Below are 16,497 nucleotides of genomic sequence, written 5' to 3' on the forward strand. Positions count from 1 at the left end.
ATTCGCTTGTCATTGAACCCTAAATTTAGAGTCCTTATAGGTTTTGTGTTTCTAATTGGTTTTAGAACAATAGTCAATGGTCAGGTATCTTCCACACTTCCTCAGTATGACTTTGAAATGTTGGAACTTCCTAATGGTGTAGAAGGAAATCATGTGAATGCCATTGCACAAGATTCACTTGGTTTTATGTGGTTCGGAACGAAGCATGGATTGCTACGGTATGATGGTTATAAATACAAGACTTTTTCTAATGTTAAGAATGACCCAACCTCCATAGCATCTAATGACGTTCATAATATCCATGTTTCACAAGATGGACACTTTTTGTGGTTGACAATGGGTCAAGGGAAAGTAGGTCAATTTGATTTGCAGACTGAACGGTTTACTCATTTTCAGATGACAGATAAGACAGGTATACCACAGCGCCCAATTGTTATAGAAATGGTTCCTGACCATCAAGATAATCTGTGGATGGCGAGCAATTATGGGCTATATTATTTTGATACTAAGAAGAAAGAATTTACATCCTATTTTCATGATCCCAGCGATGATCATTCTTTGACTTATAATGTATGTCGCGCGCTTCTCATTGACTCTAAAGGTGTTCTTTGGGTAGGTACTGGTTCATACAATGATGTCGGAATAGATGGCGCCTCTCACAAGGGTATTGAAAATGGAGGACTGAATAGATTTAGGCCAGAGACCCAAGACTTCGTTAGGTATAAAAATGATCCTTCCGAAAAGAATTCGCTAATCAACGATGTGGTCACCGAAATCACAGAAGATAGGAAAGGTAACTTTTGGATAGGGACTAAGGGCTACGGCATTCAGCAATTCGATAGAGATAGAGCGATATTTGTTGACATGAATCAAGGCCGAAATCAGCAATCTAGCATAGAAGTGCCCTATACCAATGATTCTAATGAAAGAGTCATTAGCTATATTTTCGAAGATAAGGCGGGGAAATTATGGTTTAGTTTAACTTTTGACGGGATACTATCTTATGATCCCAATACTAAGCAGAATTTAAGCTACTTGCCAGACAGTGATGACCCTGACAGTTTTCTAGAGCCACTTACAACACGTATCTATCAGTCTCGGGATAATACAATATGGATGTGTACATCAAACAGCCTTGCTCGGTTGTATAAATTGAAATTGCAACAATATCGACAGGTTAAATTGGATCACGGACATGAAATTAAGGTTAATAATTTCACAGAAACTTCAGAAGGTAAGATTATTTTTGCAACTGAATTCGCACAGAATTTATTCTCCTTAGATCCAAGCACACAAGCAATAACAGCTCTAAATGAAGACAATAAATGGAAGCAGGAGGTCTTCAAAAAGGGGAAAAAAATTTATGCTCCTAGATTTCAGAAGGAAGACTTTAGGCCTTTATGGAAAGTCCGTGCCGATGATAAAAATCAAATCTGGTTTAATATATTTCAGCGAAACGAAACCTTTTGTCTAGATATCAATGAAAGGAAGGTTAAGATTTACTTGCCAGAAAATGATGATCCCGATCTCGTTTTCACAGATTGGGTCACAGAGGTATTCTCAGATCGAGATGATGATGTATGGACAACAACTAAAGCCGGTCTGATAAAAAAATACGATTCGAAGGAAAATCAATTTTCACATTGGTTTTTCGGACATAATGAAGATGATGTCAATAGAAGTTACTATTCCATCTTATCACAATCTACCAATGGCAAACTAATAATGGCATATACACCTGATGTTAATGGTCAATTGGCTCTACAGACATTCGATCCGGCAACTGAAAAATTCAATAAAATTCCTCTAATCTATGAACCTGGAGCATCAGCCTTAATTTACAGATTGTTAAGTAATATCATGGAGGACGCGGATGGTTATGTCTGGATATGTTTGGATTCTGGATTATTAAAAATCGATCCAAAAACGGGAAAGACACAAATATTCGAAGCAAATTATTTCGGTTTGAATAAAATCAATAGGATTGTACTAGATGACCTTAATAGGATCTGGATTTTTAGCGATCGCCTGGTATTATTTGACTTAAGTGATTTAAGCCAAGTCAACTTTGAAATGCCAAAAGCTAAAATCGGTAGAAGAAAATTTACCAAGTACTTTGAAACGGGATCTTTTAAAGATAGCAAGGGCAATATCTACTTTGGAACTCCAGATGGCTTTGCAAGTTTTAATCCAGCGGTATTAGCAGATACGATAAGTCAAAGCTATGCTACAGAAATCAGCGACTTTGAACTGTTGTTTCAAAAAGAACTTGGAATAGAGGAAGTCAATGCGCCTAGGTTTACAATTGACGAAGAAATTAGCTTGAACCATCATCAAAATAATTTCACCTTCCGATTTTCAACGCTAAATTATAGCAAAAAAGGCACGATTAGATATGAATATATGCTTGATGGATACGATGATCATTGGAGACCTGCTGGCAACTCTCCTGAAGCAACATATATCAAAGTGCCCTCGGGCCACTATTCATTTAAAGTGAGAAGCTCCGAAGATGGTATTTCTTGGGGACCAATTAAAACAGCTTCTCTAACGATCATTCCTCCATTTTGGGCCAGCTGGTGGGCCTATCTTCTTTACTTAGTGCTACTTATTGGCTTAAGCTACTGGTTCTATACATTTCAACTTGAGAAGAAACTAAGGCACTCAGAAGCGAATAGACTAAAAGAATTAGACGCTGTTAAAACAAAGCTTTACACTAACATCACACATGAGTTTCGTACACCATTAACTGTTATCACAGGGATGGCATCTCAGATGAAGGAAGACCCTAAACAATGGTTTACACAGGGAATTTCAATGATCGAGAATAACGCAGCACGCCTACTTGCTCTTGTTAATCAAATGCTGGATCTAAGTAAGCTAGAAAGTGGAAAAACTTCACTGACCTTAAAGCAAGGTGATATTGTAAACTTCCTAAGATATATCGTGGAGAGCTTTCATTCCTATGCCCGAAGCAAAGAAATTGCCATCCATTTCTATAGCGAAGAAGAAGTGATCATAATGGATTTTGATGGTGAAAAGATTCAGCAAGTTATGAGCAATCTAATCACTAACGCTATAAAATTCACGCCTAAGCAAGGAAATATATACATAACTTCTAGTGTAATAAAGATTGACAATCCAAATGATCTTAAAGTAAAAAATCAAAATCTCCAGATCCAAGTACGAGATACTGGCGAAGGGATTACAGACGACGATATACCATTTGTCTTCGATCGTTTCTTTCAGGCGGATTACTCGACCAGCCGATCGGATGACGGCACTGGAATAGGATTAGCTTTGGTCAAAGAGTTGATGTATTTGATGGATGGAGATATCTCTGTAAAGAGTCGGATTGGCCAAGAGACGGTATTCACCTTAAATTTACCGATAAATCAACATGCAGGTATTCCGAGCCAAGCTAAATTAATCTTATCACAAGATGCAGCACAAAAAATGGTGCCTGACATCAAACAGGTGTCTAGCAATTTGCCAGTTAGTGAGGAAGTCGTAGTGGGAAGACCAACCCTACTTCTAATAGAAGACAATCTGGATGTAGTTGCCTATGTTGCTATATGCTTGGATGGGATTTACAATCTAAAAATTGGAAATAATGGACAAGAGGGAATCGATATTGCCATCGAAAGTGTTCCTGATATTATCATCACTGACGTAATGATGCCAATAAAAGATGGATTTCAGGTTTGTAAAGAATTAAAAAACAATGTACTCACCAGCCACATTCCTATCATCATGCTGACAGCCAAAGTGGATATGGAGAGCAAGATAGAAGGACTAGAAACAGGAGCGGATGCCTATCTTATGAAACCCTTTCAAAAAAAGGAACTGTTGGTTCGACTTAAGAATTTGCTGAAAATTAGAAAAAAGCTACAACTTCACTACCAGTCCTATATAAAGAATGACAATACAAGGGTTTTAAAACTTGGAGTAAATGAAATCAAAGGAATTGAAAACGAGTTTATTGAAAATGTCAGAGACCTTATTCTAAATAATCTGGAGAACAATGACTTTGGAGTGGAGGAACTTTGCAGAGGAATGGGAATGAGCAGGTCTCAATTGCATCGAAAACTTTCTGCTGTAGTGGGGCAATCCCCTAATAAGTTTATCAATTCGATCCGCCTGAATACAGCAGGTAGGCTACTAGAAAGTTCCGATGTAAATGTTTCAGATGTCGCCTATCAAGTGGGGTTTAGTGACCCAAGTTATTTCACTAGATCATTCAAGAAAGAATTCGGAATGACACCAATGGAATGGAAGCAAAAATTTAACTAAGATTCATTCAAAAGGCTAGTGACCTTTATGTTTAAGCTCTAGAATGTCTACTTTCCAATACAAAACCGCATAAAGATCGAGCCCAACAAGTCGTCCGTATGGATTTCTATATTTGATTTACAAACTCCCTGAAGTTCTCATTCGTAATTATATCAACCTTGGTTTCATATGTTTTCTCAAAGGATTTAGGTATTCTAACTTTTCGATTTGGGTTCCACTTTATTTCAAAACCAAGAACATTTTGACCATGAGTTTCTACATAATCTATCTCTTGCTGCTGCACAGTTCTCCAGAAATATCCTTTATTTAATGACTGGCTATAAACATTACTTTTCAATCGTTCTGCAATTAAAAAATTCTCCCACAAATTGCCTTTATCTTTTCGAAGAGCCATTTGACTTAAATCACCGATAACCATGTTTCTTACTCCAGTATCGTAGAAGTAAATTTTCTGGTTTGTTTTTATTTCATTCCTTAAGTTCCTGCTAAAACTTGGAAGTTTAAAAACTACATATGCTTGACAGAGCAAATCAATATAGTTAGAAACCGTTTTCTTATCTATTCCTAACAAGTTAGAGAGCACATTATAACTGACTTCATTTCCAATTTGAAATGCTAGAGCCCGTAATAATTTTTCTAAAACCTCAGGTTTACGAATACCTCCATAATTTAATATATCCTTGTAAAGGTAGCTATCTGTTAATTGCTTTAAGATCTCTTTTTCATCTCCTAAATTATTGATTACATCAGGGTACATTCCATATACAACACGCAATTCTAATTGCTGCTGAGCCTTGAGATAACCTACATTATTTTCGAACTCCGTCCATGAAATAGGGTATAGTTGATACTCCCATTTTCTACCTGTCAGAGGTTCTTGAGTTTGGTTATTAAGCTCGAAAGCTGAAGAACCACTTACTAGTAATTGTACAGTTTTAAATTGATCAGCAATGAGTTTCAAGGTAAGTCCAATGTTTTCAATCCGCTGCGCTTCATCAATAAATACTACCTTATAGTTTCCAATAATGCTTTTCAGCTGTTCTGTATTAGGATCCGTAAGAAGTTTTCTAACGGTAGGATCATCTCCATTTAGAAATAAATGTTCTTTATCTTTTAATAACTTATTGAAAAGAGTGGTTTTTCCTACTTGTCTAGGACCAATTAAAATAATGGCTTTTCCTTTTCCAAAACGATTATTAATTTGTTCTTCTAGTGTTCTTTTTATCATATTTAGGGATCGCAATCCCCAAATATAATGATTTTCAGGGATCGTAATCCCCAAATGTTAATATTTTCTAGAAATAATCCTTAGATATTTTTGAATTTTGAGACTAAAAAAGCAGAAATTCGGCTGCCTTTTCGCTTGGTTTACTAGCGGTTCCTTCCCTAAAATGCCGCTGGCATTTTTCCTGCGGAACGTTCGTTCATTTCCCAATACAAAACCTCGTAAAGATCGAGTCCAACAAGTCGTCCGTATGGATCTCTCCTGTTATCAATCCCAACTGATGCAACGCCTGACGAATATCCATTGCCACAAAGTCACCCGTGATCCCACTACGCAATCCATTCAATACCGCATCCAAACTCTCGAACGCCTTATTCAATGCATCAAAGTGTCGACTATTCGTAACAATCGTCTGATCCATCGATGCTGGATTATCCACAACGGCTAAGTAAAGCATCTCTTTTAGTGCCTCTATATTCATTTTATTCAAGGCAGAAACTGGAAGCAAATTATCCTTAGAAATCATACCCTCTTTGTAATAATCCTCCGGCTGGGTATATGGATTCAGATCCATTTTATTCGCGACAAAGATCCGCGTTGCATTAGCTGTTAATACCTTACTCGCATTTAAAAACCGTTCAACATCCGCCCATAAGGCTTCTGGCTTCGTCGAAATCACATCAAACATATACACCACTACAGTCGATGAACCTATTTTCTCTAAAGTACGCTCCACTCCAAACTTCTCAATAGAATCTTGGGCTTCACGAATGCCTGCCGTATCGATCAAGCGGAATTGAATCCCATTAATATTTAGTCGCTCTTCGATGGTGTCCCGAGTCGTTCCAGCAATGTCACTAACTATTGCCCGATTCTCGTTCAACAACGAGTTCAGTAAAGTTGACTTGCCTGCATTCGGTCTTCCTGCAATGACCGTTGCTACTCCATTTTTGATCACGTTCCCTAAGTGAAAAGAATCCAATAATTCCTTGATCACGCCTTTGATCTTTTCCACTAAAGCTTCTAATTTCCCACGATCCGCAAATTCCACATCTTCCTCACCGAAATCCAATTCCAGTTCTATCAGCGCCGCAAAATCAATCAACTCCTGTCGTAGTTCTTTGATCTGATCTGAGAAACCTCCTCTCATCTGACGTATGGCCAGATCATGACTCGCTTCATTTTCTGATGCAATTAAATCCGCCACTGCTTCAGCCTGACTTAGATCCAATTGACCATTCAAAAAAGCACGCATCGTGAACTCTCCCCTATTCGCCATCCTCGCTCCGCCGCGTAAGCAAATCTGTATGACTTGCTCTAATATATAGGGAGATCCATGACAACTTAATTCGATAACATCCTCCCGAGTATAGGACTTAGGAGCTCTAAAAATAGTAGCTACACATTCATCGATTACCTTCCCCTGTTCATCTTCTATCTTCCCATAATGCACCGTGTTCGCTTCAACTTTCGTTAGATTCCTTCCCTTGAAAAAAACATCCGTTATAGCAATCGCTTTCGGCCCAGACAATCTAATTACACCGATCGCTCCTTGGCCTGGTGGTGTAGAAAGTGCTACTATCGTGTCATTTACGAGCATATTATATTTTGATACAAATTAAAACAATTTCCACACCAACAATGAAAATTCACAGAATGTTTGATAATTCAAGTAGATAATAAATAATATTATTTAATCTCTAATTATACCATTGAGCCTTTCCTAATTTGAACTAAAAGGATTGTCATTATAATGTTTTTCCATTAAATCGAGCAAATCAATATTTTTTGCTATACAAATCGCAAAATATCTCATAAAAACATCACTCTTTGCTAAGAAGTAAGTCAGTAAATCACTAGCATTCTCATAATCATCATTATAATATTCTACTTCTTCAGCTTCTTCAAACCCAAGTAAGCAAGCGAAAAAATGAGGCGACCTTTCAGCTGCCCTGATGATCGTTTTCTTTGTCTTTGAACTTTTACCATACATAAAGTAACTGCACAAAATATCGCCTACATCAAAAACAAGACTCCCTTCATCTTGAAATTTCGCTCGAAGCTTAATAAACTTCTTCCAATTCCTATCCATTAGATAATTAAAAGCTAAAAAATATCGAATACCTAAATTATCTGTAGGATTCATGCTTAGCAATTCCCAATGAATTTCCTCTGCTTCCTCTTCATATTCATACCATTTCAACTCATTAGCATAATGAAATTTTGCTAACATAAACGGTCGAGTATTTGGGTCATACCACCACGGTCCATGATCTTTATAAATACCTGAGCTCAATTGCTCTTCTCCTAATTCAATAGCTGCCTCAAGCAAAGCCAACCGTTCTTCACCATCGATTGTCCAGCCTGCCTTTGCTACGTAAACATCCAGATAATCACTATGGTTTTTCATAAATTCTTCGAGGGCTTCCAGCGACTCTTCTTTTTCCAATATATAGATATCCATAAGCTCATGAAGGGGAGTATGAAAAGCTGTAATATCGTCTATTTTTTTACCTACCTTGCTATTCATGTACTCAATTAGCTCCGCTTCAGATTTAAAATTCTTATTCTGAAGTCCTATATCAAATTGATGTGTAATTGTATTACGATAATGAAGACTAGGGGTAAAGATATTGGTCCAATCATAGATACACCTTATCTTAAAACCTTTCAGTTTGTCCAGATTTGTTAAATCAATAAATTCTTCATCCTCATCTTCAATGCATGAAAATGTAATATAAATAATACCATCATGCTCTTCTATCTTTAGCAATTCTGTTCCTAAATCAGTTGCTGCATTTACAACCACAATTTCTTTTTGAATCTTTCGTAAAAGTCCAGGTTTTGCATTCACTTTTACCTCAAAAATCCATGGATCAATATCATCAAAACCCATTAACTCAGAAAAATATGAATTGTTATGAGCTAAATTGAACATGAAATCAAATTCACGTTTACTAAGTTCCATCTTAATGGACCGTACTTTTTTGTCAAGCTTATTTTCATCAATTTTATAAAAATCTCTAATCATGTCTTTAGTAATAATTATAAAAGATGCTTCATCAAGATATTTCAATTCAGAAACATAACAGAAAATGTAAGCCGCAGCAAGTAAGTCCACGTCGTCATCAGAAAGCTTACTCGGATCATCACCTTCTATAAGGTCAGTTGCATGCATTACGGGATCGAACAATATGAAAACATCTTTCTCATTTAGAAAGTCTGCAACACGTTGATCGAAATTATCCCGAGGAAAAATTGATAATATTACATTATGATCCATAAGAAATGCTTTAATATTTTTTAGCTATAGATAGTTTCGATACTAGCTCACTTTTCTTGCGTAAATCGCTTCCTTCACAAATTAAAAAATATTTTAGATTCCTGAAAATGACTTGGTGTACTAATATTGAAATAAAAAAAGCCAATGGATCAACATTGGCTTTTAATAAGTTGTTAACGATACTACCTCCACACATCTAGGATGCCACCCATCACCGCGAAACACAAGGCCCAAAAGCCGATATTGAGCAAAACATTTTTTAATTTTGTCTTATGAAACAAGGCTAATGCAATGATTACTGGCATCACCAATCCGAAAAACATCATAAATCCGTGAAATGCTCCATGCTTAAATGTTGCAAAGCTATTAATCACCACTTCACCGCCTTCTAAAACGTCTCGGTGCCCCATTGACATAAAAAAGAAAAGAAAAAAAGCGATAACAAAAGAACACAAAAGTGCTCCTCCATAGATCAAAGCTTCATTCCTACCCTTCATATCTTCAGCTGTCATTCCGAATGACTCTAGCCATGTTTTTCCAAATAAGGGACCGTAATAAAGCGCACCAATAATGTTAGGCACAATGGCAGCAACGAGTATTGCTAGGATATTAAATTCTGGCATTTTAAATTTGTATTTAATAAGGATGAATTTTAGAATCTTAACTCACCCTCGGGTTAATAAATGATGACACAAGAATAGAAAGTGGTTAAGTATTTCGCAACAAAAAGGTAACAGTGGCCAGCCTTTGGGATGTATGGGAATTAATAAATGATGAAAAGTCACATCGTGGGATGAATGGACCGCAACTTTATTCTAGATCTGCTTTAGATATACTTCTAGAAATGGGAAGAGGAAGAGGGATATCTGTCAATTTTAACATTAAAGACCTTGCATTTCCTTCTACCGATTCGATATGATCTTTGTTGATGAGGTATGATTTATGGCACCTCAATATTCGACCTCCAGACTCAAATAAGTCCTGAACACTTTTCAAGGTTACTCTCATTAACCTATGCTCAACTCCTAGATCGGTGTAGAAATAAATTTCAGAATAGTTCCCGCTAGCCTTAGCATAAATAAATTGCGAAATCTTCAATTCTAAATCTTCCTCACTCTGATTCTCGCTTTTTACCAATATGCTCTTTTCTATCTCTTCCACATGAGACAATTCTATAGATTGAGCCAATGTAATATTTCGTTGCGCAGCGACTTTTTCAATGAAGTAAGTCATGAATATAATCGGTAAGATTCCTACCGCGAATGCAAAATAGATGAACCGCCCTAAGCTATACTGTGGTGAAATACTTAGGCCTATGGTTGAATTGTAAATGTAGATTCCAGATCCAATTAAGAAAATAATAGAAGCAAAAAGCAACAGTTGCTTCCAGATCGTCCACTGTTCTTCATCAAAATACCTCCGAAAAATTCTAGGGAATATGAAATAATGCACACCCAGCACTAGAAATCCAATGACGCCAAACCCAAAGATGTAGGTTACATCATCTACTTGCTCCAATCCAAAAGGTCGAAACACCAATAAAAATAGAAAACAAATTAAACCAACCAACATAGACAATGCCAATTGAACCACAGGATTTACCAGAAATGGATATGGTTTCTTAAGCCACTTAAGCATTGATCATTTTTAATTTATCCTTGACAATCTGACGGATAATCTCCTCCGGAAATTCCTTCTTAATGTCTAACTGAATTGTACCTTTTAGACATTTATAGCCTTCGAGTTGATCTTGATACTTTTCTACTAACGTCCCTTCGAATGGGTAGAAACTAACATGATTCTTATAGGAATACATTCCAGCGATAACTTTCCCCAGGGTATAAGAAGGCATACCATAACTAATTGCAGATTTTGCACGAGGAGCTTCTTCTAAAATTAGATCCTTGATTTTATTTAAAATCTCAAGATGAATTCCGGTCTGATCAGCAAAATAATCTTCGACGCTGTTGTACTTTTTCATTGCCATGATAAGCAGTTTATGAACCCAAGATAAGTAATTTACGAAATTCAACACCCGAGATTCACCCATAGAGGTGATTTAATTCTTTTAAAACCTATGTAATTTTAAATCCTAAAGAAATTTAAAATGAAAAAAATCATCACCCTCTGCTTGCTTTTTACAGCTTTTCTTTCTTTTGGAAATGGAATAGAAGTTTCTAACGTAAGTTTTAATGCAAATACAAATCAAATCAGCTTTACTTTGACCTGGCAAAATGGATGGAATTTTGAAAATTTAAACCCTGACTTATTTGATGCGGCTTATGTATTCATAAAATATGCCCCGAACGGAGGCGATACGTGGAATCATGCCGAAATTCTAGATAGTGTTCCTGTTTTGGATTATATCCAATACATTACGGAAGACGATTTAGGTTTTATGGTATATGGTGGACTAACTCCTGGTACTGTTGGAACTTTTGGTCCGCAAGAATTTACGCTTGAGCTCGCTCCAATGACTGGTGGCTACCAAGATTTCAAAGTTTTCACTACTGAAATGGTTTTCATTGAACAAGGTGATTTCTATGCTGGAGATGGGACCTCTTCAGGAAGATTCCACAAAGGGAATAACACTTCGACACCTTGGCTGATAACGAGTGAAGATGCAATTATGAGGGGAAGCGGTGCCAATGAATTTAACCAGGAAGGCTCTACATCTACTTTAGATCTAAGTGCCGATTTCCCGAAAGGATGGTCCAATCTTTGGTGTATGAAGTATAAGATTACTGCACAGCAGTATGTTGATTTCCTCAATTGCCTGACTAGAACACAGCAAAATGCAAGAACGCAAGCTAATCTTTCTGGTACAGTTGCTTCAAATAAATATGTTATGACTAATACAGCCACGGTCCTTAACCGAAATCCGATCGCTTGTGATGTAAATATTGGAACTGGACCTATTGAGTTTTATCTAGACTTAGATGATACAAATCCTCCTAATAGCCCGAATGATGGAGCAAATATTGTACTCAATCATATTTCGGTAACAGATATTATCGCATACCTAGACTGGTCTGGATTAAGGCCCATGACTGAATTAGAATATGAAAAAATTTCACGAGGTGCTTCCGTCCTTCCAGTTGCAGATGAATATGCTTGGGGAACAGATACGCGAGTAGGAGCAGGATCTATCACTAATAGTGGTACCAACCAGGAATCAACTTCGAATGTGGGGATTTCCGGTTCTTTATTTAAGCTAGATCCTCTAAGAGCGGGCTATGCAGCCACATCATCATCGAATCGTACCGATGCCTGTGCAACTTTCTGGGGTATTATGGACATTCACAATTTAGGGGAATTCATGTATGGAGTAGAAAGTGTTAATTTTTCACAAAGCAGCTATGGGGATGGCAAACTAGATGGATTCGGGAATGCAGCAGTTACAGGTTGGACAATTGGCGCTCAATTGTTAACCACAATTGATCCTTCTAGTCCAGATCTGACACCTATTTCTCAAGGTAAAACTGTCATTACTCCAGCGACGCGTTCTGCTTATATGGGAGCAAGAGGAGTCAGAAAAATTTATCTTGATTAATATGCTTAGACTAATCATTATATTACTTGTATTTTTAGCACTTGAAAATGATGCTACCGCTCAATTTCTGGGAGGGAATAAGGATGGGTATCATACAGTTGAATTCTCGAATCCGATTTCCATATTTGCAGGAGGCGAGAAAGATGGTTATCATACAGCTAATTTCGAAAACTCGATTTCCATTTTCAGTGGTGGAACAAGTGATGGCTATGCTTCAGATGAAAAATTATTCTACTTCATCTGGGCTGGTACGATCGGAACTGGATGGAATGTGGGAGAAAACTGGTCGACCGGCTTTATCCCTGATATCAACAGTAGAGTTATAATTCCCAACAATGTCCCTAATTTTCCCGCTATCAATTCAGGAGTCATTAGCGTTGGTGAAGATCCTAATGCCGCCAATTACCTATGCAAACAGATACTAATTCACAATGGCGCACAAATGACCCTTAGAGTAAATGCGTTCATGGAAAATTACGGAGAAATTCAAATATACGGTAGCATCTTCGTTCTGAATTCAGCAATGGATGCTATCCAAAACTTAAACGGTGGGTTAATTCAAGTTAGAACCGGTGGAGCATTAGGCCTCGTCCCAAACTAAAAATTGACTTGATTAGTCTTATCTAATATTTAAGGATTTCCTCCCAAACCGCTTTCACCATTGGAATTCCCAATCTTTCATTTTCACTTACAATGTCATTCGTACGCTCGCCAGGATAAATAATATTGACGCCTTCCTCTTCTGGGATAGATTTCTTATAATCGTCGATAATCACTTTAATGCTATCGGCAATACTTCTTGTTCGACTTAATTTTGAGGGATTAATGCAAATAAACACTTGAGAAACACCTGACTCTGCTTTTTGCTTACTTAGTTCAACGGTAGATAGTCCATCAGCAAGTATCGTAGACATTAAATCTAATAATAAAGATAGGCCTGCTCCTTTCCAATAACCAACTGGAATCGGGCGACCAGATTCTAAAATCTGCTCTGGATTTATAGAAAGTGCTCCACTAGTATCATATCCACCAGGCAACGGTAAATCTTCATTTTTCAGCTTTTTATCTTCAAGTTTACCGTATGAATATTGAGACATCGCCATGTCTATCACAATAGGATTATCGCCTGGAATTGCCATGACCAATGGGTTATTGCCAAGTCTTCTATCTATAGCGCCCCACGCTGGAAGGTTTGCAATCGTATTCGTCCACCCAATAAAAATGTATCCTTTTTTTGCTGCGATTCGTCCATAGGTTCCTCCCCTCATCCAATGATTCGTATTCGCTAATGCTACACATCCGATCCCATAATGTTCGCTAAGCCGCATTGCGGATTCCACTGAAAACAACGCATTAGTAATTCCCGGTCCTCTGTTTCCATCCCATTGCTGAACGGCGTTGTACTTTGACTTAATACTAGGACTAGCATCCGGAATCACCAAGCCTTTATCGACATAATCTAAAAACCTAGGAAATCTATTAATCCCATGAGAATAAACACCTTCGAGGCTGTTTTGGACAAATATTTCAGCTATTGTACGCGCTTTTTGCTCCTCGAAATCTCTACTTTCTAGCTTATTTATCAAGGTTTCAATGATCGTAGTCGCAGGTAATCTTAACATATATGGATTATTATTTTAATCGTTTATTATGGTCAATTTTGATGAATTGATGCAATGTTAACTTTTTTTCCAACTGCATTTCATCTCAGCAATAGGCATATTTCTTTTGCATCTACGCATATAATTAACAAGTATTTTTATTAAATTTAAGAAAATTAAAACCTCTTTTGCATGCGACACTTCTTCTTACTCTCTATTATTACTTTCCTATTACTCAGTTGTGCTGAAAAAACTGAAAATAAAGATATTCCCGCGAAATCTTCAAAACCAAAGGTCACCTTAGTAAAAAAATGGGAAACGGATACTGTTTTCACAACTTCTGAGTCTGCGATTTATGACGAGAAACGTGATGTTATTTATGTATCTAACATTGAACTAGGTCCTTGGGATGCAGATGGCAAAGGTTCTATCGGACAGTTGTCTTTAGATGGGAAAGTCATTAATGCACGATGGGTAGAAGGTCTGAATGCACCTAAAGGGTTAGGAATTGTAAATGACTATTTATACGTAACGGACTTAAAAACATTGGTCGAGATCGATATTCCTACAGGCAAAATCAACAAGAAATATGAAGTCGAAGGCGCTGGTGGAGTTAATGATGTGACCACTTCGCCAGACGGTATCGTTTATTTCTCAGATTCACAAGCTGGAAAAATATTCAAATTGGAAAATGGTGAAGTTTCACAAATCAAAGATAATCTAGCTTCATCGAATGGGATTTTTTACGAAAAAGATCGATTACTCATTGGAACTTGGGGAGACGAAAAACTTATCGCAATGAGTCTTTCTGACAATTCACTTTCTACCGTTTCGGATAGTATTCCTCAGCCAGACGGCATAGAGGCTGATGGCACAGGAGGTTATCTTGTTACAAGTTGGAAAGGTCTGATTCACTATGTTCACACGGATGGTACGAGTGAAGTCATTCTCGATTCTGTTGATGATAAAATCGGAGCAGCAGACATAGATTACATCAAGGAGAAGAATTTGTTGTTGGTTCCTACTTTCTTTCACAACACGGTGGTTGCTTATGAGTTGGTTAAAAATTAGGAAATTCTAGCAATTAAACGTTAGCTATTTTCAGTACACTTCCTTCGCTAAGATCTATCCGCTTATCTACACATGCTGGAATTTCTTCTTCGTAATGGGTCACATAGATCAGGGTCTTGTCAAAAGCAACTACTATTTGATTCAACAATTCTCTGAAATGCACCATCTGATTATAATCCAATCCTTGACATGGTTCATCCAAGATTAACAATGGCGGATTTTTCACCAATGCTCGAGCTAGAAAAACAAGTCGTTGCTCACCATTTGACAAATGATTAAAAGGTCGCTCAGCAATATCTTGAATTCCGATCAGTCGGATATAATTAAAAACCGTCTGTAATTCTGAATCCTTTAATTCTTGATATAATCCAGCAGTATCGAATAAGCCAGAAGCAACCAATTTCCAGACGGGTATATCTTTTTCACAGTACAATTGCAATTCGGCAGAAACGAAACCCATTTTTTTCTTAATGTCCCAGATACTCTCGCCCGTTCCTCTTTTTTGATCAAATAAAACGATATCATTTCTGTACGCCTGTGGATTATCAGCTGTAATCAAGCTGATGACTGTACTTTTCCCAGAACCGTTCGGTCCCATCAGTGCCCAACGTTCGCCTTTTCTCACCGTCCATGAGAAATCCTTTAATGCATATTCACCATTATAAGTGACTTTCGCGCTGTTAAATGATACAATCGTTTCAAAATCCCATTGACTATTAAATGCTAACTTTTCTACAAGCGCTGGATCTATTTTCACTTCTTCATTTTCAAGGGAACCTTCTTCACTTATTGCACCTGACTTAAGATATATCACGTCATCAATAAAAGCAGGAAGATCATTTTTCCCGCAGACAAGGACAATGGAAACATCCACTTGATTTGACAAAATTTCATTAAGCAGCATGCGACTCTCCTTATCTAATCCAACATATGGATTATCCAGCAACAAGAAATCCGGCTGCTTCAATATAGATCTCGCCAACAAAGACCGCCTCGTTTCACCTGTTGATAAACTTGTAATTTTCCGATCTAGTAGGTGATCAATTTTGAAGGAAGTAGCAATATTAAGCAAGTGCGCTTCATCATAGAGCGGATCATCTAATTCTACCGAACGATCATCTATGGTTCCCATCGGCTTCACCTGATTCTGCAAGACCTCATACAACGTCGGCCCTAATTCTGAATCGTGGGCATGATATCGTTGTTGGTAATATTGATAAACAGCACCCACAAATCGATGGAATTTATAATCACTAGGCACAAACTCTATGGAACCAACTTTATTAATTTTCCCATTTTTAGGAAACAATTTTCCAGCTATGGCTTTAAGTAAGGACGTTTTGCCAGAACCAGCAGGCCCCATGATGGCATAAGATTTCCCTTTTTCTAGGTCAATGTTTATACCATGAAGTACTGCATGATCATTTATAGAAATGCTAACGTCTTTAAAATTGATACCTTGATATTCCAT

General features: G+C 37.3%; 12 protein-coding genes. 4 read left to right on the forward strand and 8 right to left on the reverse strand.

The window, feature by feature from the left end; translation table 11 throughout:
* Nucleotides 1–12: 12 nt before the first annotated feature.
* On the forward strand, nt 13–4,293 hold the full coding sequence (locus L2586_RS02990) for a hybrid sensor histidine kinase/response regulator transcription factor (protein ID WP_235291289.1): 4,281 nt from the start codon (nt 13–15) through the stop codon (nt 4,291–4,293).
* Nucleotides 4,294–4,399: 106 nt separating this feature from the next.
* On the opposite strand, the gene L2586_RS02995 is transcribed toward L2586_RS02990, so the two are convergent.
* From L2586_RS02995 to L2586_RS03020, 6 genes are all read right to left on the reverse strand, one after another.
* Nucleotides 4,400–5,521, reverse strand: a complete 1,122-nt coding sequence (locus L2586_RS02995; protein ID WP_235291290.1) for an ATP-binding protein — start codon at nt 5,519–5,521, stop codon at nt 4,400–4,402.
* A gap of 196 nt (nt 5,522–5,717) precedes the next feature.
* On the reverse strand, nt 5,718–7,118 hold the full coding sequence (gene mnmE / locus L2586_RS03000) for a tRNA uridine-5-carboxymethylaminomethyl(34) synthesis GTPase MnmE (RefSeq protein WP_235291291.1): 1,401 nt from the start codon (nt 7,116–7,118) through the stop codon (nt 5,718–5,720).
* A gap of 123 nt (nt 7,119–7,241) precedes the next feature.
* The gene (locus tag L2586_RS03005; RefSeq protein ID WP_235291292.1) at nt 7,242–8,801 is read right to left on the reverse strand and encodes a hypothetical protein; all 1,560 of its coding nucleotides are present in this window, start codon (nt 8,799–8,801) and stop codon (nt 7,242–7,244) included.
* Between the two features lie 182 nt (nt 8,802–8,983).
* On the reverse strand, nt 8,984–9,424 hold the full coding sequence (locus tag L2586_RS03010; protein WP_235291293.1) for a DUF1761 domain-containing protein: 441 nt from the start codon (nt 9,422–9,424) through the stop codon (nt 8,984–8,986).
* Between the two features lie 187 nt (nt 9,425–9,611).
* A complete protein-coding gene (locus L2586_RS03015; protein WP_235291294.1) occupies nt 9,612–10,439 on the reverse strand; it encodes a LytTR family DNA-binding domain-containing protein in 828 nt (275 codons plus the stop codon).
* Entirely contained in the window at nt 10,432–10,788 is a 357-nt protein-coding gene (locus L2586_RS03020) for an iron chaperone (protein ID WP_235291295.1), read from the reverse strand. The genes L2586_RS03015 and L2586_RS03020 overlap by 8 nt, the downstream gene beginning before the upstream one ends.
* Nucleotides 10,789–10,908: 120 nt before the next feature.
* Between L2586_RS03020 and L2586_RS03025 the strand changes: the two genes are divergently transcribed.
* Nucleotides 10,909–12,354, forward strand: coding sequence for an SUMF1/EgtB/PvdO family nonheme iron enzyme (locus L2586_RS03025; protein ID WP_235291296.1), 1,446 nt, complete (start codon nt 10,909–10,911; stop codon nt 12,352–12,354).
* Between the two features lies 1 nt (nt 12,355).
* Entirely contained in the window at nt 12,356–12,955 is a 600-nt protein-coding gene (locus tag L2586_RS03030; RefSeq protein ID WP_235291297.1) for a hypothetical protein, read from the forward strand.
* Nucleotides 12,956–12,977: 22 nt separating this feature from the next.
* Here the strand turns inward: L2586_RS03030 and yiaK are convergent, their stop codons facing one another.
* Complete coding sequence (gene yiaK, locus L2586_RS03035; protein ID WP_235291298.1) at nt 12,978–13,976, reverse strand: 3-dehydro-L-gulonate 2-dehydrogenase; 999 nt, start codon at nt 13,974–13,976, stop codon at nt 12,978–12,980.
* A gap of 171 nt (nt 13,977–14,147) precedes the next feature.
* On the opposite strand from yiaK, the gene L2586_RS03040 reads away from it, so the two are divergent.
* The gene (locus L2586_RS03040; RefSeq protein ID WP_235291299.1) at nt 14,148–15,026 is read left to right on the forward strand and encodes an SMP-30/gluconolactonase/LRE family protein; all 879 of its coding nucleotides are present in this window, start codon (nt 14,148–14,150) and stop codon (nt 15,024–15,026) included.
* 13 nt (nt 15,027–15,039) lie between these two features.
* Here L2586_RS03040 and L2586_RS03045 read toward each other — a convergent pair whose 3' ends face one another.
* Entirely contained in the window at nt 15,040–16,497 is a 1,458-nt protein-coding gene (locus tag L2586_RS03045; RefSeq protein ID WP_235291300.1) for an ATP-binding cassette domain-containing protein, read from the reverse strand.

The organism is Portibacter lacus, assembly GCF_021533215.1.
Taxonomy (GTDB): Bacteria; Bacteroidota; Bacteroidia; order Chitinophagales; family Saprospiraceae; genus Portibacter; species Portibacter lacus.

Excerpts from the sequence above, each read along its gene's own strand:
- L2586_RS03025 (WP_235291296.1), top strand. The coding sequence starts at position 10,909 with ATGAAAAAAATCATCACCCTCTGCTTGCTTTTTACAGCTTTTCTTTCT.
- L2586_RS03005 (WP_235291292.1), bottom strand. The coding sequence starts at position 8,801 with ATGGATCATAATGTAATATTATCAATTTTTCCTCGGGATAATTTCGAT.
- L2586_RS03045 (WP_235291300.1), bottom strand. The coding sequence starts at position 16,497 with ATGGAATATCAAGGTATCAATTTTAAAGACGTTAGCATTTCTATAAAT.
- L2586_RS03030 (WP_235291297.1), top strand. The coding sequence starts at position 12,356 with ATGCTTAGACTAATCATTATATTACTTGTATTTTTAGCACTTGAAAAT.
- L2586_RS02995 (WP_235291290.1), bottom strand. The coding sequence starts at position 5,521 with ATGATAAAAAGAACACTAGAAGAACAAATTAATAATCGTTTTGGAAAA.
- L2586_RS03040 (WP_235291299.1), top strand. The coding sequence starts at position 14,148 with ATGCGACACTTCTTCTTACTCTCTATTATTACTTTCCTATTACTCAGT.
- L2586_RS03015 (WP_235291294.1), bottom strand. The coding sequence starts at position 10,439 with ATGCTTAAGTGGCTTAAGAAACCATATCCATTTCTGGTAAATCCTGTG.
- yiaK (WP_235291298.1), bottom strand. The coding sequence starts at position 13,976 with ATGTTAAGATTACCTGCGACTACGATCATTGAAACCTTGATAAATAAG.
- L2586_RS03020 (WP_235291295.1), bottom strand. The coding sequence starts at position 10,788 with ATGGCAATGAAAAAGTACAACAGCGTCGAAGATTATTTTGCTGATCAG.
- mnmE (WP_235291291.1), bottom strand. The coding sequence starts at position 7,118 with ATGCTCGTAAATGACACGATAGTAGCACTTTCTACACCACCAGGCCAA.
- L2586_RS03010 (WP_235291293.1), bottom strand. The coding sequence starts at position 9,424 with ATGCCAGAATTTAATATCCTAGCAATACTCGTTGCTGCCATTGTGCCT.